We start from the raw sequence: 19,912 nt of genomic DNA, 5'->3' as shown, positions 1-19,912 counted from the left end.
TTGCATGCAATATAGTCATATCAGGGTCGAAACTCGCAAGCTGGAGGCGGAGTTGCATACAACAGTCCTCGAAGTGGGCCCCCGCGACGGGCTGCAGAACGAAGCCCGCGTGCTCGCCCCGGACGACCGGATCGCCTTCATCGCCCGCTGCGTGGACGCGGGCGCCCGCCGCATCGAGGCCGTCTCGTTCGTCAACCCCAAGCGCGTCCCGCAGATGGCGGGCGCCGAGGAGGTCATGGCGGGCGTCCCGCGCCGCGACGGCGTCTCCTACAGCGGCCTCGTGCTCAACCGGCGCGGCCTCGACCGGGCCCTCGACGCGGGCGCGGACGAGGTGAACGTCGTGCTCGTCGCGTCCGACACGTTCTCCGTGCGCAACCAGGGCAGCACCATGGCCGAGATGCTGGACGCCTGGGACGGCATCGCCGCAGCCGCGCACGACGCGGGCGTCCCCGCGGGCGTCACCATCGCGGTGGCGTTCGGCTGCCCCTTCGAGGGCGAGACGCCCCCGGAGCGCGTCGCCGAGATCGCCCGCCGCGCGCACGCCGCCGGCGCCTTCGAGATCGCGATCGCCGACACGATCGGCGTCGGCGTCCCCGCGCAGGTCCGCGACCTGACCGCCCGCGTCCGCGCGGCCGCGCCCGGCACGCCGCTGCGCTTCCACTTCCACAACACCCGCAACACCGGCTACGCCAACGCGCTCACGGCCGTCGACCTCGGCGTCACCACCCTCGACGCCAGTACCGGTGGCTTCGGGGGCTGCCCGTTCGCGCCCGCCGCCACCGGCAACATCGCCACCGAGGACCTGCTCTACGCCCTCCACCGCTCCGGCGTCGAGACCGGCATCGACATGGACGCCGTCGCCGAGACCGGCACCTGGCTCGCGGACCTGCTCGGCACGCCCGCCCCCGCCCTCCTCGGCCGCGCCGGCGGCTACCCCTGACGCACTCCCGCGACCGCCCGCGCGGGCCTGCGATGTCCGGATATGCCAGAACCTGGTCATGGCGGTCATGGCGACCGCCCGTGACAATGGAACCATGTCCGCTCCGCACCGTGTCGTCATCGCCGTGTTCCCCGACGTCGACCTCCTCGACGTCACCGGGCCCGCGGAGGTGTTCGCGGTCGCGAACCGGGAGATGTCCGGCGGCACGCCCTACGAGGTGCTGCTCGCCGGGCCGGACGGCGGCCAGGTGCGCACCAGCGCCGGCGTCCGGCTCGCCACCGACCTGACGTTCGACCAGGTCGGCGACCAGGTCGGCACGCTCGTGGTGCCCGGCGCCGTGGACCGCGCCGGCGCGCCGGTGATCGATCCCGACCTGGTCGACTGGATCGCCGGCACCGCCCGGCACGCCCGCCGCGTCGCGTCCGTCTGCGTCGGCGCGCACCTGCTCGCGGCGGCGGGCCTGCTCGCGGGCCGGACGGCGACGACGCACTGGGCCACCGCTGACCGGCTCGCCGCCGACCACCCCGACGTCGTCGTGGACCCCGACCCGATCTACGTCCGGTCGGGGAACGTCTGGACGGGCGCCGGGATCAGCGCGTGCATGGACCTCGCGCTCGCCCTGGTCGCCGAGGACCACGGCGAACGCCTCGCGCTGAAGGTCGCCCGGCAGCTCGTCATGTACCTCAAGCGGCAGGGCGGGCAGAGCCAGTTCAGCGTCCCGCTGTGGCAGGCGCCCGCCGAGCGCCGCGACATCGACGAGCTGCGCGCGTGGATCACCGCCAACCCGGCCGAGGACCTGTCGGCGGCGGCGCTCGCCGACCGGATGTGCCTCAGCGAGCGGCACTTCACCCGCGTCTTCCGCAGGGAGACCGGCGCCACCCCGGCGGCCTACGTCGAGGCCACGCGGGTGGAGGCGGCGCGGCGGCTGCTGGAGGGCACCGACGAGCCGCTCGACCGGGTCGCCGCCGCGTGCGGCCTCGGCTCGGTGGAGACGCTGCACCGGGCGTTCCGGCGGCGGCTCGGCACGACCCCGGCGGCCTACCGGAGGCGGTTCCGCACCGCCGCCTGACCTGTCTGTTCCCCCTTACCCGTTCACCACGTCCCGGCCGGTGAGGCCGGTGCTCGGCCCTGCCCGATTTCCGCATTCCCTTTTATCCGCATCCCCGCATCCCCGCATCCCGCATTCCAGGAGGACGAGATGACCGTTTCGACGACCCTGCGCGACGTGATCGGCCTGGACGGCGCGCTGCCCGCGCTGCCCACCGCCACCCTGATCATGATCGACTTCCAGAACACCTATCGGACCGGCGTCATGGCGCTGCCCGGCGCCGACCGCGCGCTGGACGCCGCGTCCCGGCTGCTCGCCCGCGCCCGTGCCGCCGGTACCCCGGTGGTGCACGTCGTCAACGACGGCGGCGAGGGCACCCCCTACGACGTCCGCGCCGAGATCGGGCAGGTCGCCGAGCCCGTCGCGCCCCGGGACGGCGAGCCGGTCGTGGTGAAGCGGTTCCCGAACTCCTTCCACGACACCGACCTGCTCGACGTGCTGCGCCGCCTCGACGCGGGACCCGACCTGGTGCTGGCGGGGTTCATGACCCACATGTGCGTCCAGTTCACCGCCGAGGGCGCCTTCAACCTCGGCTACCGTCCCACCGTCGTGGCGGAGGCGTGCGCGACGCGTCCGCTGGCGGGTCCGGACGGCGCGCCGATCGCGGCGGACGCCCTGCACGCCGCCGCGCTCACCACGATCGGCGACCTGTTCGGCCTGGTCGCCGCTTGCGAGGCCGACCTGCCCGGCTGACCGGTCGCGCCGGACGGCGCCGCTCCCTGCCCCGTCGAGCGGCCCCGCCTTGCCGGGGCGGGCCGGCGGGGCGGGGCGGTCGTCCGGGCGGAGCGGTCGCCCGGACGAGGGGGCGCGGAGGCCGGGACGGCCGTCAGGCGCGGGAGGGACGGGCGATCGTGAAGCGGTCGATCTCGGTGCCGTTCTCGGCCAGCGCCCGGACGGACAGTGTCGAGGTCCGGCCGCGCGGCGCCGGCGTCACGTCCACCCGGATGAACGAGTAGCCGGTGAACCGCACACGCGACCAGTGCACCGTCTCCGGCACCTTGTTGCCGCCCTTGTCCCACACGTAGGTGGCCACGGAGTCGAGCGGCTTCTCGTTGCCCTCGTAGGAGTCCGGCACCGGGAAGCTGTACAGGCTCCTGCCCGCGCCTCCCGCCGTCACGTACACCACGCCGTCGCTCTCCGGACGGGCCGTGCCGCCGATCGGCACCTGCCGGCCGACCGCGTTGCCCTTGATGGCGTCCGTGCGCTCGTAGACGTGGTTGTGCCCGTTCACGACCAGGTCGACCTGGTACTTCTCGAACAGCGGCACCCACGCGTCGCGCGCGCCGCCCTCCGAGGCGTGCTGGTTGGTGGTGGAGAACGCGCAGTGGTGGAAGAACACCACGATGAAGTCGATGCCGCGCCGGGCCCGCAGCGACTTGAGCTGCGCCTCCAGCCACGCCGTCTGCTTCCCCTTGGACAGGCCCTGGTTGGCGGGGATCTCGTAGGAGACGTCGTTGGCGTCCAGCGAGACGACCGCGGTGTTGCCGTAGACGAACGTGTACACGCCCGGCAGGTTCTTCGGGTCTGGACCGTTCCCGGGGAGCTGGAAGCGGGCCTCCTCGCCGCCGTACCCGTTGGGCGAGAACCAGGCCTCCATGTCGTGGTTGCCGTACCCGACCATCCACGGCACCTGCTTGGCGACCGTCTCCGTCTGGGCGAGGAACTGGTCCCACACCCGGACGTCGAAGGTGTCGCTCGTCTGGCCCGACCCGGACGGGTCGGCGTAGCAGATGTCGCCCGCGTGCAGGTGGAACGCCGGGTTCTGGCCGAGGATCAGGCTGTCGTTGGCGAGCGCGTGGTAGCTGACGCCCTGGTCGCCGAACGCGGTGAAGGTGAACTTCGACGACCGCGCCGGGGCCGTGGTGAACGTCCCGATCGTCCCGGCGAGGTGCGAGCTGGCAGGGTCGAAGCCGTCGTGCCCCACGCCGTAGTAGTAGGTCGTGCCGGGGTGCAGCCGGTCGAGCTGGACGTGCAGGTAGTACTGGGTGAAGTCGGGGCTCGACCCGACGCCGGCCGGCGTGTGCAGGCTGCGGACCTCCGCCGCGATGCGCTGCGAGAGGTTCCACGGGTGCGTGCCGATGCGCAGGAACGGCTTCTTCACCGGGACGGGGACCTGCCACGACACGGTCATCTGCGTCCGCGGGTCGGCGCCGAACGCGAGGTGCCGGCCGATCGGCGCGACGAGCGAGCCGTCGACGTGCTCGGGGGAGGGGGCGAGGAGGGGAGGCGCGGCCGGGGCCGACGCGCTCGCGGTGCCGGTGAGCAGGCCGCCGGCGGCGAGGGAGCCGGCGGCGACCGCGCCGCCGCGCAGCAGGCCCCGGCGGGAGAACTTGGACTGCAGGTACTCGTGCTGCTCCGCCATGCTCATGCGCTCGGCGAGCCGCTGGGGGATGCCCATTCGAGGAGTGTTCACGTTCGTGAGGGTGGCGAACGATTCGTGCGCCCGGGCGTCCACGACATGAACGCCGGGCGTACGGTCTCCGGCGAAAGGATCACCGTTGGGCGAGGCCCCGCAGGTCGCGGCGCCCGCACGGCCCTGAGCGGCCGCTACGAGGCGATGGCGTAGAGCCAGAAGAGGATCTGGAGCGTCAGGATGGCGGCGCCGAGGATGGTGATCCCGTCCGGCATGCGGTGGGCGGGGCGGGGGTCAGCTCGCTTCGGGTACCAGCGAGAGGCCCGCCTTGCGGGCTTGTTCGACGCTGTCATGGAGGGCCTCCTCGATCCGCCGTGCCCGCTCGGTCAGGTCGTCGATCTCGGCGATGGCCAGGTCGTCGCGGACCGTGCGGGCGAGCAGGTCGCGGTAGGCGTCGTTGCCTTCGGCCAGGTTCTGGAGGGCGCGCAGTTCGAGCAGCGCCTGGTCGGCGGCCCGTGCGCGCGCGGCGTAGCGTTCGAGCGCCTCGACGCGCTTGATGACGGACTCGGTCGCCAGGTTCAGGGCCTTGCGCTGGGGGCGCAGCGCCTCGACGACGCGCGGCGTGGTGAGCCCCATCGTCTTCTGCTCCTGCTCGGCGTGCAGGTGGCTCAGCTCGGCGAGCGTCCGGGCGACGTCCCAGAGCTGCCGGGGAAGGGTCACCGTGTTCCGCACCTCGTCCAGGAGGCCCTGCCGGTTGACCTCGGACCGGATCACGGTGTCGACGGCCGCCTGCGCGCGGCCGAGAAGGGCGGGCGCGGGGCCGTTGAGATCCTCGGGGCGGACGTAGCGGTCCTTGTGGCGGCGGATCAGTTTCGGCAGTTCGGGTTCGCCGGAGAGGACGAGGACGGCGATGAAGGCGATGATCTGGAGCGGTAGGCCGAGAAGGATGTTGACGGCCATCCCGTAGAAGCCGGCCACGGCGATCGGGGCGATGACCACGGCTTCGGCGACGATGCCGGCGATCTTCGCGCGCTTCCCGTACTGCCAGCAGGCGAGGACGGGCAGGTAGACCCAGATCGGCGCCTGGAACGCGGCCAGCGCGACCGTGCCGGCGCCCCGCCCGCCGAGACGCGGGCGGGGCGGCGGCACGGACGGATGCGGCAGCAGGCGCGCGTTGGCCGCGAGCACCGCGCGGGCCTTCTCGGGAATGTCGGGATCGAGCACCACTCGTGGCGTCACGTGGAAAATCCTCCACGAGCCGCTCGGCCGTCCACAAGGGGTTATCCGAATGTGGATAACTTTCCGGTGTCAGCCGGGAAGCGCGAGGTGGCGCGGATTGGACACGGTGAGCTTGTCGACGATCGAGGCGCGGATCGCGGCGACCACCTCTTCCCGGCGGTCGTCCAGCGTGCCTTCGCGGATGGCGGCCGCCAGGTCGGCGTCGGACGCGCAGCCGAGTTTCGCCAGGCGGGCGGCGTGCGCGGCCCCGTGGGCCTCGCCCAGCAGCAGCTCGCGGCGCGCGATGCGCAGGGCGGACGCGGCGACGCGGGCGTGGAAGCGCAGCCGCTCGTCGGGCTGCTCGGCCTCCAGGAGGAAGGCGCCGACGGCGTCGATCAGCGCGGACGCGCCGGGCCGGTCGTGCGGCGCCGAACCCGCTGCCGTCCCCGCTGCCGCCGCGAGCGGGTCCTCGACGGTGACGGGCGACGTCAGGCCGAGCGCGAGCAGCATGTCGTGCTCCTGCTCGCAGACCTTCCGGCCCAGCACGGCGTACTCGATGGACGTGTCGGAGCCGCTGAGGAAGCGTTCGGCCTGGTGGCGGCAGAGGATCGTCCAGCGGAGCGTGCCGTAGACCTCCCACCAGCGCAGTTCCTCCGGGGCGGGCGGGGTGCCGCCCGCGTCGGCGTACCCGGCGAGGAGGTCCTCGCGGGAGCCGAACCCCCCGGCGGGGTGCGGGGAGCCGAACCGCCACGCCTTCACGCAGAGCCAGCCGAGGTCCTCGGCGGGGTCGCCGACGTGGGCGAGCTCCCAGTCCAGGACGCCGGTGACGCCGTCCGGAGCGATCATCAGGTTGCCGTTGCGGAAGTCGCCGTGCACGACCGCGCGGCGGCCGGACGCGGCGGGCCGGTTCTCGCGCAGCCAGCGCAGCGCCAGCTCGACGGCGGGGCGCGGCTCGTCGAACGCCTCGTAGTAGGCGGTGATCGCGGTGAGCGGGTCGTCGTCCGGCAGGCCGGGGACGGGTTCCATCGTGTGCAGGCGTGCGAGGACGCCGCCGAGGTCGCGGGCCAGCCGGGGCCGGACGGCGGCGAACGCGTCGTCGCGCAGCAGCCGGCGCGGGATCGTCTCGCCGGACAGCCGCTCCATGATCAGGAACGGGGTGCCGGCGAGGTCGTCGCCGTGGTCGACCAGCGACGGGACGGGGACGCCGGCGCGGGCGGCGGACGCCAGCAGCGCGGCCTCGCGCGCCATCGCGTCCGGGTCGGGCGACGACGGGGGGTCGCGGCGCAGGATCAGGGCACGCCCGCCCGCGTCGAACGACCAGGTCTCGCGGCTCGCGCCGCCGGACAGCCGGTGCAGGCCGGTGACGTCCGCGCCGAGCCGGGCGGCGAGCGCGGACTCCAGCGCGGTCACGCGCGGGCCGCGCGCTGGGCGGCGGCGAGGTCGCGCAGCGGGTCGCTGCCGCGGGTGTCGGCGTACTCCTCGATGCGCGCGATGCGCCCGGAGCCGTCCACGGTCACGAACAGGCACGCGGCCATCTCCAGGGGCGTCCCGTCGGGGAGCGTCCCGCGCAGGACGTGCCGCTGGACGTACCCGCCGGGCAGCGCGTCGCGGCGGATCTCCTCGTAGCGGAAGTCGCGGAGGTTGCGCGACAGCCAGCGCAGCGTGCGGAGGTTGTCGTCCACGCTCTGCTCGGAGCCGCCGCCGGCGCCGGGCCCGTTGTGCCAGATCAGCGCGCCGGGCGCGTAGAGGGAGCGGAGCGTGTCGACGTCGCCGCCGGTGATGGCGGCGATGAAGCGGTCGGCGAGTTCCTCGTGCACGCGGGTCTCCTTCGGGGGGAGTTCTCAGGGGGTGGGACGCAGGCCGAGGGCCCGGACGTTGAGGGCGTCGAGGGTGTCCAGGAGCCGCTCGGTGTCGGACGTGTCGTCGCCTTGGACGAGCCATAGGTACAGCGAGTGGTCGACCATCGCGGCGAGCGCGCGCGCCGTCATCTCCGGGTCGAGGTCGGGGTCGACGAGCCCGGCGCGCTGCCAGCGCTCGATCGCCCGCGCGGACCGCCTGACGGACTCGGCGCGGTGCTTGCGCCGCATCTCCTGGAACTCCTCGTTGAACGTGGAGACCTGCTCGATGATCGCCATCATCTTCGCGTTGCGCCGGTACGCCTCGTAGTAGGCGCGGTTGGCGCGGCGGACGCGCGCGGCGGGCTCGGTGGAGTCGGTGCCGGGCGCGGAGTCGGCGCCGGGGGTGAAGGAGTGCCGCGTCATGTCCTCGAAGAGCCGGTCGGCGACCTCCAGGAAGACGGCCTCCTTGGACGGGAAGTACGTGTAGAAGGAGCCGTAGGCCACCTTGGCGTGCCGGGCGATGTGCGCGACCCGGGTGTCGAGGAAGCCGCGCTCCTCGAAGACCTCGCGGGCCGCCGCGATGAGGCGCTCCCTGGTGCGGGCGCCGCGCTCGGTCAGCGGCGCCTGCGGGCTCTCGCCGGCACCCGTGTCCGCCATCCGTGGTTCCTTTCGCCGAGGGCCGCCGCCCCGCCGGGGGGTTGACAAGCCGATGTTCGCAGGAACAGTATCCGAGCATCGAGCAACTTGATATGACTGTCAAGTCAACTTCGGGGAGGCGTCGTGCCGGAGCGTCCATGCTGATCAGCGACATCGTCGAGTACGCGGCCCGCAAGCACCCGGACCGCACCGCCCTCCGGTTCGAGGACCGGGCGATCGGGTACGCGGAGCTGCGCGACCGGGTCCGCCGGGCCGCCAACGCGCTGCGGACCGTCGCCGAGCCCGGCGACCGGATCGCCGTGCTGTCGGGCAACCGGCCCGAGTACGTCGACCTGTACTACGCCGTCCCCGCCGCCGGGATGGCGCTGACGTTCCTCAACCACCGGCTCCACCCGTCCGAGATCACCGCGCTCGTCGAGCACGCCCAGGCGTCCGTGCTGATCGTCAGTGGCGAGCACCTCGCCGCCATGACCGAGCACCGGCACGAGATGCCCGGCGTGAAGGTCGTCGTCGGGCTGGACGGCGGCGGCGACCGGGGCTACGCCGACCTCGTCGCCGGGGCGGACGCGACCGAGCCGCCCCGCCCCGACGAGGACTCCATCGCCTGGCTCGTCTACACCAGCGGGACGACCGGCGCGCCCAAGGGCGTCATGCTCAGCCACCGCAACCTGATCACCGGCGTGATCAGCTCGGCGTCGCAGTGGGAGATCCCCGACGAGAGCGTCTTCCTGTTCTGCTTCCCGCTCTGCCACGTCGGCGGGTACGCGGTCCTCGTCAACCACCTGCGCTCGGCCACCGTCGGGATCGTCCGCTCCTACGACAACGAGACATTCCTGCGGCTCGTCGCCGACTGGAAGGTCACCCAGACCGGCCTCGCCCCGACCATGATCGCGTTCCTGCTGGGCCACCCCGGCATCGAGGACCACGACCTCGGCACGCTGGAGGCGATCGGGTACGGCGCGTCCGCGATCCCCGCCGAGGTGCTGCGGCGCGGCATGGACGTCCTCGGCTGCGACTTCTACCAGGGCTTCGGCATGAGCGAGCTCGGCGGCAACATCCTGTACTTCGGGACCGCCGAGCACCGCCGCGCCGCCGCCGGCGAGACCCACCTGCTCGCCGCCGCCGGACGCGTCATGGACCTCGCCGACATCCGGATCGTCGACGCGGAGTTCACCGATGTCCCGCCCGGCGAGCCCGGCGAGATGGTCGTCCGCTGCGACCAGGTGATGCGCGGCTACTGGCGCGAGCCCGAGCTGACCGCCGAGGCGTTCCGGGACGGCTGGTTCCGCACCGGCGACGTTGTCCGGCGCGACGCCGAGGGCATGGTCTACATCGTGGACCGGATCAAGGACATGATCATCACGGGCGGCGAGAACGTCGCCTCCCGCGAGGTCGAGCAGGTCCTGTACCGGCACCCCGACGTCGCCGACGCGGCCGTCTTCGGCGTCCCCGACCCGCGCTGGGGCGAGGCCGTCTGCGCCGCCGTCGTGCTGCGGCCCGGCGCGTCCGCCGCGCCCGGCGACGTCATCGCCTTCGCCCGCGAGCATCTCGGCGGCTACAAGGTCCCCCGCCGCGTCGAGGTGGTCGACGAGCTCCCGCGCAACGTCGCGGGGAAGGTCCTCAAGCGCGACCTGCGCGCCCGCTACGCCGCTCCCCTCTGAAGGAGGCACCCCGAATGCCCGCGAACAAAGAGTTCGAACTCGGTGGGATCAACCACCTCGCGCTCGTCTCGTCCGACATGCAGCGCACGATCGACTTCTACTCCGGCGTCCTCGGGATGCCGCTGATCAAGACCCTCGACCTGCCCGCCGGGATGGGGCAGCACTTCTTCTTCGACTGCGGCGGCGGCGACTGCGTCGCGTTCTTCTGGTTCCCGGACGCGCCGGACGGCGTCCCCGGCATCTCAGCGCCGAAGACCCGCCCCGAGCAGGGCGAGCTGCTCAGCGCCGTCGGGTCGATGAACCACGTCGCGTTCCACGTGCCGGTCGAGAAGTTCGAGGAGTACCGGACGCGGCTGCAGGAGAAGGGCGTCGAGGTCAGCCCCATCCTCAACCACGACGACAGCAAATGGGGCGTCGCGCCCACGTTCGACGAGGGCGTGTTCGTCCGCTCGTTCTACTTCCAGGACCCCGACGGGATCCTCCTGGAGTTCGCCTGCTGGACCCGCGCCTTCGACGAGTCCGACGTCTCGCACGCGCCGAAGACCGCCGCCGACCGCACCGCCCCCAAGGAGAAGAGCAATGCCGCGCCTGCGTGAGATCCCCCGCGCCGAGGTCACCGACGAACGCATCCTGTTCTTCTACGACCACCTGTTCGCCCCCGACCGCGACCCGGCCGTCGACCACGGCACCGCGACCGGCTCGCCCGGCGACTGGTGGACGGTGTTCGCGCAGGACCCCGACGTGTTCCGGCACGCCGTCCGCGGCTTCGCCCTCTACCGCAACGCCTCCCTCGACCCCGTCCTGCGCGAGCTCGGCCAGTGCCGGGCCGGGTGGGCGCGCGGCAGCCAGTTCGTGTTCTCGCAGCACTGCAAGCAGATGCGGGCGCTCGGCATGTCGGAGGACAAGATCGAGTCGATCCCGCACTGGCAGACCGCCGACTGCTACTCGGAGCTGGAGCGGGCCGTCCTCGCCTACACCGACGGGCTCGTCCTCGACGGCGGCCGCGTCCCGGACCGGGTGTTCGAGATCCTGCAGAAGCACCTGTCCGACAAGGAGATCCTGCAGCTGACCTACATCACCTGCATGTACGAGATGCACGCGACGATGTCCCGCGCGCTGCGGCTGGAGTTCGACGACCGTCCCGAGCCGATCGTCGAGGTCGCCGCGCCCGAGGGCTACGGCGACCGCGACATCTCCGCCGACCTCACCGGGGGCAGCTGATGCTGTTCCCCGTCCCGGACCGGGTGCGGGGCGTCCGCGACGCCGTCCACGGCTTCATGACCGAGCGCGTGGAGCCCGCGGAGCCCGCCCTCAACGCCGGCGACCGCGACACCCTCCTCCGCCTCCGCGACGAGGCGAAGAAGGAGGGCCTGTGGGCGCTCGGCCACCCGAAGGAGCTGGGCGGCGGCGGCCTGCCGTTCCTCGACTACGTGTACGTCAACGAGGTGCAGGGGCGCAGCGAGTGGGGGCAGCTCGCCCTCGGCACGTTCACGCTCCAGGACTCGCTGATGCTGCACAAGTACGCGAGCCCCCGCTGGCGCGACCGCTACCTCGCCCCGATGGTCGCGGGCGAGGTGTCGCCGAGCTTCGCGATGACCGAGCCCGACCACGCGGGCTCCGACCCGACGCAGCTCCAGACCAAGGCCGTCCTGGACGGCGACGAGTGGATCATCACCGGCCGCAAGTGGTTCACCACGGGCGCCGCGCAGGCCGCCTACACCACCGTCATGTGCCGCACCGAGCCCGAGGGGACGGCGCCGCACCGCGCGTTCAGCATGATCATCGTGCCGACGGACACGCCGGGGTACCGGATCGTGCGGGAGACGCCCGTCCTCGGCCTCAACGGCGGGCACTACGAGGTCGCCTACGAGGACGTCCGCGTCCCGGCCGACCACCTGCTCGGCCCGCGCGGGCACGGGTTCGTCATCGCCCAGGACCGGCTCGGCCCCGGCCGCATCTTCCATTGCATGCGCTGGCTCGGCCAGGCGCAGCGCGCGTTCGAGCTGATGTGCGCGCGGCTCGGCACCCGCGTCGCGTTCGGCGAGCCGCTGTCGGCGAAGCAGCTGATGCAGCAGCACGTGTTCGACTCCTACACCGAGATCCAGGCGTCCCGGCTGCTCACGCTCCAGGCCGCCGAGCGGATCGACGCCGGCGAACAGGCGCGCATCGAGATCGGCGCGATCAAGGTCGTCGGGGCGCGGATGCTGCACAACGTCATCGACCGGGCCGTCCAGGTGCACGGCGCCGCCGGCCTCACCGACGACCTGCCGCTGTCGCGCATGTACCGGCACGCCCGCGAGGCCCGCCTGTACGACGGCCCCGACGAGGTCCACATCCAGAGCACAGCCCGCCGCGTACTCAAGAGCTTGAGCGAAGCGAACCGGGGGGCGCGGGGGGTCGTCCCCCCTCGCGACGAACAGGCGATGGCGTGAGGATCACCCGCCGGGCGCTCCTCGCGGGCGCCGGCGCGGCAGCCGTCCTCGGCACCACAGGGACGGCGGCCGCCGCCGGCCGTCCGCGAAAGGGGAAGAAGATGAAGATCACCAAGCTGGCGAGCGGGCTGCTGTTCCCGGAGGGCCCGACGGTCCTGCCGGACGGCGACGTGCTGGTCGTCGAGATCCACCGCGGCACCCTCACCCGCGTGAAGCCGGACGGCACCACCTCGATCGCCGCGACGACCGGCGGCGGCCCGAACGGCTCGGCGCTCGGCCCGGACGGCCGCGTCTACATCGCCAACTCCGGCGGCCTCCGCCGCTTCGAGGTCGGCGGGTTCGTCTTCGCGGGCGGCATCCCCGACGACTACACCAGCGGCAGCATCCAGGCCGTCGACCTGTCCGACGGGTCCGTCGAGACGCTCTACACCGAGGCGGCCGGCGTCCCGCTGCGCGGCCCGAACGACCTGGTGATCGACGCCCACGGCGGCATCTACTTCACCGACTACGGCAAGAGCGACGGCGTCACCGGCGACAAGGGCCGCCTCTACTACGCCAAGGCGGACGGCTCGTCCATCAAGCAGATCGCCGGCGGCATGGAGGGCCCGAACGGCATCGGCCTGTCGCCGGACGGCACCCGCCTGTACGTCAGCGAGACCTACACGGCCCGCGTCTGGTGGTGGGAGGTCACCGGCCCCGGCGAGATCAAGGGCGGCCGCTCCCTCGGCGGCTCCGGCGGCGGCAACTTCCTCTACACCGCCCCGGACTACGTCAACTTCGACTCGCTCGGCGTCGACGGGCACGGCAACGTCTGCGTCGCGTCGATGGTCCACGCGGGCATCTCGATCGTCAGCCCGAAGGGCGACCTCGTCCGGTTCGTCGACATCGACGTGGACGGCGACCCGGGCATCACCAACATCACCTGGGGCGGCCCCGACATGCGCACCGCGTACGTCACGGCCTCCAGCACCGGCCACCTCCTCAAGATCGAGAACTGGCCCCACCCCGGCCTCCGCCTCAACCACCCCGCCTGACCCTCGCCCCTCCCCTCGCGGCGAGTCGCCGTTGTGCCCGCCCCGCAACGACGACTCGCCGCAAACCAACGAAGGTCGTGGCAGTCGGGCAGCGGTTACCTCTTGAGCCGGTAGTCCGCCCAGCGTGCGGTGAGGTCGGCGTGCCGGGCGATCCAGGCGTCCTGGCGCCGTTGGCTGGCCGTTCGCCATTGCCGGGCGAACCCGGTGGTGAACATGTCGATGTCGGTGGGCTCGGCCTCCGTCCAGGCCGGGAACTGAGCGACCCATTCCTCGACTGCCCGGGGTTGATGGCCTGCTTTGAGCAGCCACGGGATGAGCAGGATCAGTTCCAGCCAGGGTGCGCCGCGTGTGACGAAGGCCCAGTCGACGACGTAGGCGGAGCCGTCGGTGGTGATGATGAAGTTGTCCTGGTTGAGGTCGGTGTGCAGCAGGACGCCGCCGGATGCGAGCGGGGCGGGGTCGTCGACGTAGCGCTGCCAGCGTCGTTCGGCGGCCATCGCCGCGTCGGGGCAGGGTGCTTGGTGGACGGCGTGGATGGTCTTGGCGAGGGTCTCCAGGTCCGGTGATCCGGCGGAGAAGTCGGCGGGACGTCCTTGCACGTGCTCGAATCCGAGTGCGAGCCACTCCCCGGTCTCGATCTGCCAGTGGAGCCGGGGAGCGAACTCGGGCACGGCGGGGTTGACGGCGGCCTCGCGTCGCAGCGACGTCACCTCGGGGCCGTCCCTGTCGTCCAGCTTGCGGGCGGCCTTGACGAAGACCCGCCCGGCTGCGGTGTGCAGGGTGGACGCGATGTCGGCATGGTTGCCCGTGGGCGCGGGCTCGATGCGGTCGATCGGGCCCGTCTCGACCTCGATCTGGTGCAGCAGGTCTTCGGGCAGGTCGGTCCAGTCGGTGCGCACGCGCAGCCCTTTCTGGCTGTGTTCGGTCAGAGGCGGATGGCGAGCGGTGTGTCCAGTGGCAGGAAGCCGCTCCAGTCGACCAGGGATCGCCAGTCACGGCCGCCCTGGTCGTTGCACTCGGGCGGGCAGCAGCTGGTGCCGGCTTCGCCGTCCCAGAACTCGGGGTCCACGTAGTAGCCGGTGGCGTGGAGCCGGGGAATGGTGCGGGCCAGTGCGGCGCCCGAGCGGATGTCGTCGTCCATGACGGGGCGGTGGTGGATGAACGATTCGGCGAAGGTGACGCTCATCGGAACGTACACCTCGGTCCGCTGCAGGCTCAGGTGCCACGCCTGGTCGACGGGCGGGGTCGGGACGATGCGGACGTAGTCGCGGGGGTCCCGCCGCTCAGCGCGGCGGATGTCCCCGACGGCCTTGAGGAACACCAGGTTCTGCCCGACGGCGCGGGTGCAGTAGTCGTGGCCGGCGTGGGTGGCGTTGCGGAAGTCGTCCACCAGGAGCGCGAACGCTTCGGCGGGGATCAGCTCCCGCGGGTCCTTCCCGGCGTGGGTGACGCGGTCCAGCGTGGTGGTCATGTTCACCTCCGGCGCGCCTTTGAGGTTTGGGGTGCGGCCCCGGCGCGCGCCTGTTGACCGGAGCCACGAGGTTCGAGGGGGACGTGTCAGCTGTTGCTTTGGGGGCGGACGGGCTGCACCGCAGCAACAGGCGGGATGCCGTCCATCGTCACCGCCCTGGAAAAGATCACCGAGTCGGATACCGTTCTCACAGCCGGACCTCGTTTCCGGTCAGGCCCCGGAACCACTGGCGTTCGCCCGCCAGCCCTGGCCGTTTCCTGTGTCCGGGGGACACCTTTCGCACTCCAAAACAGCGCATCCGCCGTTAGCGTGAAAGGCGGTGTCCGCTGTCCACCTCGACGGACAGCGCCAGACAGCACCGCATCCCGGGGCGAAACGGGTACTAATGGCAGCGATGACCTTCGGCGAGAAACTGCGGCAGCTCATGAACGAGCGGCACATCAGCCAGCGCAAGCTGGCGGCCCTGGTTCCGTGCGACAACGGACATCTGTCGAAGGTCGCCAACGGGCACAAGCGCCCATCGCCCGGACTCGTCGATCGGCTGGACGAGCTGCTCGACGCGGGCGGACAACTCCGAGCCCTGCGTCCCGAGAAACGGAACGCCACGATCGTGATCCGCCGCCGTCAAGTCCTGGAGATGGGCATCGCAGGCGTCGCGGCGGGCGCCCTTGCGCGCATCGGCCAGAGCGGGCCCGTCGATCCCGAACTGGTGGGGTACTTCCGCCAGCAACTCCCCGGCCACTACCGCGCCGACATGTCGCTCGGCCCGCACATGCTCATCCCGACCGTCACCGCGCAGACCGACCTGATCCGCCACCTTCTCCACGCCGCCGACACCTCCGTCCGGCACGGACTGCTGGAAATGGGCGTCGCCTACGCAGAACTACTCGGCTGGCTCTACCAGGACGCCGCCGCACTGGAGCAATCCGGATACTGGCGGACCGCCGCCCTGGAAATGGCGCACCGCTCCGGCAACCCCCAACTCGTCAGCTACGCCCTCACCAACAAGGCGATGCACGCGATCGACGAAGACGACCCCGGCGCCGTCATCGACTACGCCAGCGCCGCCCTCGCCGACGAGTCCCGCCTGTGCGCGAAAGTCCGCGTCCTGGCCCTGGTCCACCTCGGCCACGGACACGCGATGACCGGCGACCGCGCGAGCGCCGACCGCGCCTTCGACCGCGCGGAAGCCCTGATCCTCCGCATCGACGACGACTACCCCTGGGCCAACGCCTGCCGCCGCACACCGCACTACACCGACGCCCAACGCGCCACCGCCTACGGCCGCGCCGGCGACCACGACAACGCCGCGACCGCATGGGACCGCGTCCTCGGCGACCAGCCCACCGACTACCGGCGAGACTCCGGCGTGTTCCGCGCCCGCCAGGCCAACTCCCTCGCCGCAGCCGCCTCACCCGACCCCGAACGAGTCGTCGCGATCGCCCAAGCCGCCGCCACCGCCTGCGGCAAAACAGGCTCGGCCCGGCTGAGCGCCGAGCTGATCGCCCTGCCCGCGCACGCCGCACGCTGGCACCACAGTGCCCAGGGCCGCGAACTGGTCGAGATCATCGGCGCCATCACCTGACGAGGAGACGCCCATGACCCCCGAACCGCTGACCGACGACGAGATCGCCGCCCGCCTGGCCGACCTCCCCGGCTGGCAACGCACCGGCAACGCCATCACCCGGACCTACCGGCACAGCTACCACGAGACCGTCCACCTGGCCATGTACGTCGCGGCCAAAGCCCGCGAAATCGGCCACCACCCCGACATCCACATCACCTGGCAACGCATCCGCTTCGACATCACCACCCACGACGCCGGACACCGCCTCACCGCCAAAGACTTCGAACTCGCCCACCACATCGACGCCATCGCCGCCGGCCACGGAGCCGAACCCGTCTGATCGCCCAATAGAGGCGTCAGGGGGGCTTGACGTCAGGGTGGGTTGACGTCAGGGTGGGGTGCATGATCACTCCTGACGGGATCGAGAAAGAGTTCACGCTGCTGACGGCGGCCGGGCGGCATGACGAGCTGTGGGTGCGCGACACGATGGGCGACGTGCCGCTCCTGCGCGAGGAGGCGCTGGAGCGGCTCGCGCTCGGCGAGGTCATCGCCCGCAAGGCGGTGTACGGGCGGCAGCTCGCGGTGCGGTCGGCGCGCGAGGCGGGCGCGTCGTGGTCGCAGATCGGCGCCGCGCTCGGCATCAGCAAGCAGGCCGCCTGGGAAGCGCACGCCCGGTGGATCGACGACCAGGAGGAGCGGCACCGCGACTGCGACTACAAGGGGATGGACGAGGCGCAGGTCGCGCGGGCCCGCGAGCTGGCCGGACGGGTCGAGGAGGGCTGAGCCCCGCCGCCCCGCGCGGCGATCATGATCGCGGGCGGGCGGGCGTCCTAGGATGCGGCGTGAATCTGCCGACGGGGGGACGCGGATGGGGATGGACGAGGTCGTCCGGCAGCTGCGGATGACGATTCACGACGCGCAGGTCGCCTTCGACTGCATCGGGCTCGGAGAGATCGAGCGGGCCGGGAACTGCATGATCACCGCGCGGGCCGCGCTGGAGGCGGCGGAGACCGTGCTGCGGCACGATCTGGCCCGGTTCCCGCTGGACGAGCTGGCCGGCGAGGGCGCGAAGGTGATGGCCGCGATGGGCGACTAGCGACTCTTGCCGGATGGCCGGAGTTTCCGGAGTGCGGTACTGGGAATTCTTGCCACTAGCGAGGGAACGGAGGCGCATGGTATGGAGGTCGTCCTCGAGATGACCCTGCCGAGGAACGCCGAGAGCGCTCCATTGGTCAGGCATACGCTCGACGCCTCTCTGCGCGGTCTCGGCGTCCCGCCGGAGGTGCGCGCCGATATCGCGCTGGCGCTCGGCGAGGCGTGCGCGAACGTCATCCAGCATGCCACCGCGGGCAAGGAGTACGAGGTCAGGGCCCGGATGGACGGCACGAAGTGCGTCGTGGAGGTGATCGACGGCGGGGCCGTCGTGAGCACCGCCGCGAGCACCGCGGACACCGGTGACACCGGATGGCGGGACGGTGCGACGCGCGCCGTCTGGGACGCGCCGCCGGCGCCGCCGAGCGCCGAGCACGGCCGCGGGCTGCAGTTGATGCGGGCGTGCACGGAGGAGGTCCGCATTCTCGACCGCGTCCAGCGCAACGGGGCCATCGTGCATTTCGAGAAATCGTTCGCGGGCTGACGCGGAATTTTCGCGCCATTCGCACGGCCGGGTCGCTTCGGCCGGTGCGGCGCGTCTGGTAGGCAAATACGGTGGACTTCAATGTGCACCGGCGCCGTTACGGCGACCAGACGATCGTGGCCGTGTCGGGCGATGTCGACGTGGGCAGCAGTCCGGGGCTGCGGGTGTTGCTGCTCGGGCTCGTCGAGGACGGCGCGCGGCGGCTGGTGATCGATCTCGACGGGGCGACGTTCCTGGACTCGACCGGCCTCGGCGTCTTCATCGGGGTGTCGCGCCGGCTGGGCGCGCTGAACGGGGAGCTGGTGTTCGCGGGCGGCCCGCCGGGGGTGCGGGAGGTCTTCGACGTCACTCACCTGGCGAGGGTGTTCGACATGTACGGGACCGTGGAGCAGGCGGTCGCGCGACGGCCCGGCGGTGTCCGCACCGCCGGGCCGTCGCCGTTCTAGGCCGTCGCCAGGGGCCGTCAGCCGGTGACCGGCAGGTCGTGGTGCTTGACCGGCTTCGGCGCGGGCGCCTCGGCGGGACGCTGCGCGGGGACGCGGCCGCAGGTGGCGGACGCGACCCGGACGGCGCCCTTGCCGCCGGGCAGGTTCAGCTGCATGGCGGTGACGGCGAGCCGCCCGTTCGGCATGCGCTGCTGCTTGTTGAGGACGAGCGAGGTGCGGCCGACGCCCTCGACGTCCACCGGGACGGTGGTGTTGGGCGGCGGCGTCGCGTCCAGCCGCTTGCCCGCGACGGTGGCCCGCGTCAGGTGCGCGCCGCCCTGGCCGTTGTGGCAGGTCGCGGTGACCGCGTTCGCCATCAGCTTCGCGGTGGGGACGGCGAGGTCCGTGACGTTGGAGCGGGCGTTCGAGGGCGTCGCGTCGACGTTCAGCGCGGACGCGCGGACGGCCTTGAGGCGGTCCTCGCTGAGCACGCTCTTGTGCGCGGGGCCGCCGTCGGACGAGACGGCGGGCACCGGCGGGACGGCGCCGAGCGGCCCGGTGGCGGCGAGCCCGAAGGCCGACCCGGACCCGGACGGATCGGGCGGCGCGGCGAGGGCGGGTCCGGTGGCCGCGGCGGCCGCGGCGGTGAGGCCGGCGGCGAGCAGGCCGGCGGCGGTCAGGCGGGTGAAGGCGTGCATGGATCGTCTCCGATCGGTGTGTATCCGGATGAAGGGACGGCCGTGGCCGTCGAGCGGGGTTCGCGGGGTCCCGCCGGCGCGCCGGGCGCCGGCGGACGGCGTGCCGGGTGTACCGGCCGCCGGGCTCAGGCGTCGATGAACACGAGGCTTCCGAGCGGGACCTTGGAGAGGGACTGGAGCGCGTCCTGGGGCACGCGCACGCAGCCGTGGGTGACCGCCTTGCCGAACACGGACCGGTCGGGCCAGCCGTGCAGGGCGACGGTTCCGGGGCCGCCGCCGAAGCTGTCCAGGGTGGCCGAGTGCGTGCCGAGCGGCAGCACCAGCGGGCTGGGCGTCTTCTTGGCGGGGGCGAGGGTGGCCAGCATGAAGGTGCGGCCGGTGGGCGTCGGGGTCTTGGCGGCGCCGACCGCGACCGCCCAGGAGCCGGCGGGCTTGCCGGACTTGAGCAGGGTGAGCCGGCGCCGCGACAGGTCGACCTTGACGGTGTAGGGCGTGTGCGCGGTGAGCAGGCCGTCGGCGGCGCCGGAGATCCAGCCGGTCGATCCGTTGGGGCGGCTCGGCAGCAGCACGCGCCGCCAGTCCCCGGAGCTCTGCACGACGGGCACCCAGGTGGGGCCGCCCAGTTCCGTGGCGGGGAGCGTGGCGACGGTCCGTCCGCCGGGCTTGTCGAGGACCGGGACGGGCTTGGCGGGGTGCACGACGAGCCCGCCGGTGGCGCCGTCCGGTGCGTCGTCGTGCGGGACGCCCTTGAGGCGGGCGAACGTGGTGGCCTCGGGGGCGCCGGCCGCGCGGCCCGCGCCGCCCGGGGCCTGCGCGGGGGTCGCCCGGTCGCCGCCGCGGGCGGAGGCGGTGTTGGCGGGCGAGTGCCCGCAGC

The 19,912-nt window shown here is 72.5% G+C and carries 23 protein-coding genes; 14 read left to right on the top strand and 9 right to left on the bottom strand.

Annotated elements, in window-relative coordinates:
• Positions 1-52: 52 nt before the first annotated feature.
• The 3 genes from amrb99_RS00115 to amrb99_RS00105 all read left to right on the top strand — a co-directional run bounded on the left by amrb99_RS00115 (position 53) and on the right by amrb99_RS00105 (position 2,741).
• A complete protein-coding gene (locus tag amrb99_RS00115) occupies positions 53-940 on the top strand; it encodes a hydroxymethylglutaryl-CoA lyase (protein ID WP_241755100.1) in 888 nt (295 codons plus the stop codon).
• Positions 941-1,034: 94 nt separating this feature from the next.
• Positions 1,035-2,009: a helix-turn-helix domain-containing protein gene (locus amrb99_RS00110; RefSeq protein ID WP_190850445.1), complete on the top strand. Its 975-nt coding sequence runs from the start codon at positions 1,035-1,037 to the stop codon at positions 2,007-2,009.
• 129 nt (positions 2,010-2,138) lie between these two features.
• Positions 2,139-2,741, top strand: a complete 603-nt coding sequence (locus tag amrb99_RS00105) for a cysteine hydrolase family protein (protein ID WP_190850443.1) — start codon at positions 2,139-2,141, stop codon at positions 2,739-2,741.
• Positions 2,742-2,874: 133 nt separating this feature from the next.
• Here the strand turns inward: amrb99_RS00105 and amrb99_RS00100 are convergent, their stop codons facing one another.
• From amrb99_RS00100 to amrb99_RS00080, 5 genes are all read right to left on the bottom strand, one after another.
• Positions 2,875-4,461, bottom strand: coding sequence for a metallophosphoesterase family protein (locus tag amrb99_RS00100; protein WP_347256469.1), 1,587 nt, complete (start codon positions 4,459-4,461; stop codon positions 2,875-2,877).
• A gap of 234 nt (positions 4,462-4,695) precedes the next feature.
• Entirely contained in the window at positions 4,696-5,640 is a 945-nt protein-coding gene (locus amrb99_RS00095) for a hypothetical protein (RefSeq protein ID WP_190850441.1), read from the bottom strand.
• A gap of 69 nt (positions 5,641-5,709) precedes the next feature.
• Positions 5,710-7,029 (bottom strand): phosphotransferase, encoded by a 1,320-nt coding sequence (locus tag amrb99_RS00090; protein WP_190850439.1) that lies wholly within the window; start codon positions 7,027-7,029, stop codon positions 5,710-5,712.
• Positions 7,026-7,436 (bottom strand): nuclear transport factor 2 family protein, encoded by a 411-nt coding sequence (locus amrb99_RS00085; RefSeq protein ID WP_190850436.1) that lies wholly within the window; start codon positions 7,434-7,436, stop codon positions 7,026-7,028. The genes amrb99_RS00090 and amrb99_RS00085 overlap by 4 nt, the downstream gene beginning before the upstream one ends.
• A gap of 24 nt (positions 7,437-7,460) precedes the next feature.
• Positions 7,461-8,114, bottom strand: a complete 654-nt coding sequence (locus amrb99_RS00080) for a TetR/AcrR family transcriptional regulator (RefSeq protein WP_190850434.1) — start codon at positions 8,112-8,114, stop codon at positions 7,461-7,463.
• Between the two features lie 137 nt (positions 8,115-8,251).
• Here amrb99_RS00080 and amrb99_RS00075 point away from each other — a divergent pair, with 137 nt between their 5' ends.
• The 5 genes from amrb99_RS00075 to amrb99_RS00055 are packed head-to-tail and all read left to right on the top strand — an operon-like array spanning position 8,252 to position 13,241.
• Entirely contained in the window at positions 8,252-9,775 is a 1,524-nt protein-coding gene (locus tag amrb99_RS00075; RefSeq protein WP_190850432.1) for an AMP-binding protein, read from the top strand.
• A 14-nt stretch (positions 9,776-9,789) separates the two neighbouring features.
• Positions 9,790-10,371, top strand: coding sequence for a VOC family protein (locus tag amrb99_RS00070; protein ID WP_190850430.1), 582 nt, complete (start codon positions 9,790-9,792; stop codon positions 10,369-10,371).
• The gene (locus amrb99_RS00065) at positions 10,355-10,996 is read left to right on the top strand and encodes a carboxymuconolactone decarboxylase family protein (RefSeq protein WP_190850428.1); all 642 of its coding nucleotides are present in this window, start codon (positions 10,355-10,357) and stop codon (positions 10,994-10,996) included. The genes amrb99_RS00070 and amrb99_RS00065 overlap by 17 nt, the downstream gene beginning before the upstream one ends.
• Positions 10,996-12,207: an acyl-CoA dehydrogenase family protein gene (locus tag amrb99_RS00060; protein ID WP_190850426.1), complete on the top strand. Its 1,212-nt coding sequence runs from the start codon at positions 10,996-10,998 to the stop codon at positions 12,205-12,207. Before amrb99_RS00065 ends, amrb99_RS00060 begins: the two co-directional genes overlap by 1 nt.
• Positions 12,204-13,241, top strand: a complete 1,038-nt coding sequence (locus amrb99_RS00055; RefSeq protein WP_206699731.1) for an SMP-30/gluconolactonase/LRE family protein — start codon at positions 12,204-12,206, stop codon at positions 13,239-13,241. Before amrb99_RS00060 ends, amrb99_RS00055 begins: the two co-directional genes overlap by 4 nt.
• A gap of 95 nt (positions 13,242-13,336) precedes the next feature.
• On the opposite strand, the gene amrb99_RS52920 is transcribed toward amrb99_RS00055, so the two are convergent.
• Together amrb99_RS52920 and amrb99_RS00045 are read right to left on the bottom strand one after the other, a co-directional pair.
• Positions 13,337-14,140, bottom strand: a complete 804-nt coding sequence (locus tag amrb99_RS52920) for a phosphotransferase (RefSeq protein ID WP_190850418.1) — start codon at positions 14,138-14,140, stop codon at positions 13,337-13,339.
• A 26-nt stretch (positions 14,141-14,166) separates the two neighbouring features.
• The gene (locus tag amrb99_RS00045) at positions 14,167-14,712 is read right to left on the bottom strand and encodes a hypothetical protein (protein WP_190850410.1); all 546 of its coding nucleotides are present in this window, start codon (positions 14,710-14,712) and stop codon (positions 14,167-14,169) included.
• A 319-nt stretch (positions 14,713-15,031) separates the two neighbouring features.
• Between amrb99_RS00045 and amrb99_RS00040 the strand changes: the two genes are divergently transcribed.
• From amrb99_RS00040 to amrb99_RS00015, 6 genes are all read left to right on the top strand, one after another.
• Complete coding sequence (locus tag amrb99_RS00040) at positions 15,032-16,297, top strand: helix-turn-helix transcriptional regulator (RefSeq protein ID WP_190850408.1); 1,266 nt, start codon at positions 15,032-15,034, stop codon at positions 16,295-16,297.
• 13 nt (positions 16,298-16,310) lie between these two features.
• A complete protein-coding gene (locus amrb99_RS00035) occupies positions 16,311-16,619 on the top strand; it encodes a 4a-hydroxytetrahydrobiopterin dehydratase (RefSeq protein WP_190850406.1) in 309 nt (102 codons plus the stop codon).
• A gap of 62 nt (positions 16,620-16,681) precedes the next feature.
• Positions 16,682-17,062: a hypothetical protein gene (locus amrb99_RS00030; protein ID WP_190850404.1), complete on the top strand. Its 381-nt coding sequence runs from the start codon at positions 16,682-16,684 to the stop codon at positions 17,060-17,062.
• Positions 17,063-17,147: 85 nt separating this feature from the next.
• A complete protein-coding gene (locus amrb99_RS00025) occupies positions 17,148-17,375 on the top strand; it encodes a hypothetical protein (protein WP_190850402.1) in 228 nt (75 codons plus the stop codon).
• A gap of 81 nt (positions 17,376-17,456) precedes the next feature.
• Positions 17,457-17,915, top strand: a complete 459-nt coding sequence (locus amrb99_RS00020) for an ATP-binding protein (RefSeq protein WP_190850400.1) — start codon at positions 17,457-17,459, stop codon at positions 17,913-17,915.
• Positions 17,916-17,986: 71 nt separating this feature from the next.
• Positions 17,987-18,361 carry an STAS domain-containing protein gene (locus amrb99_RS00015; protein WP_347256468.1) on the top strand — a complete coding sequence of 125 codons (375 nt, stop codon included), beginning with the start codon at positions 17,987-17,989 and terminating at the stop codon, positions 18,359-18,361.
• A gap of 17 nt (positions 18,362-18,378) precedes the next feature.
• On the opposite strand, the gene amrb99_RS00010 is transcribed toward amrb99_RS00015, so the two are convergent.
• Together amrb99_RS00010 and amrb99_RS00005 are read right to left on the bottom strand one after the other, a co-directional pair.
• On the bottom strand, positions 18,379-19,038 hold the full coding sequence (locus amrb99_RS00010; RefSeq protein WP_190850398.1) for a choice-of-anchor P family protein: 660 nt from the start codon (positions 19,036-19,038) through the stop codon (positions 18,379-18,381).
• A gap of 125 nt (positions 19,039-19,163) precedes the next feature.
• On the bottom strand, positions 19,164-19,912 hold a 749-nt coding region (locus amrb99_RS00005; protein ID WP_190850395.1), incomplete at its 5' end, for a L,D-transpeptidase.

This window comes from Actinomadura sp. RB99 (genome assembly GCF_014706005.1).
GTDB lineage: Bacteria > Actinomycetota > Actinomycetes > Streptosporangiales > Streptosporangiaceae > Spirillospora.
Note: the sequence above shows the minus strand (reverse complement) of the source record. Positions and strands in the feature narration are given on the sequence as shown.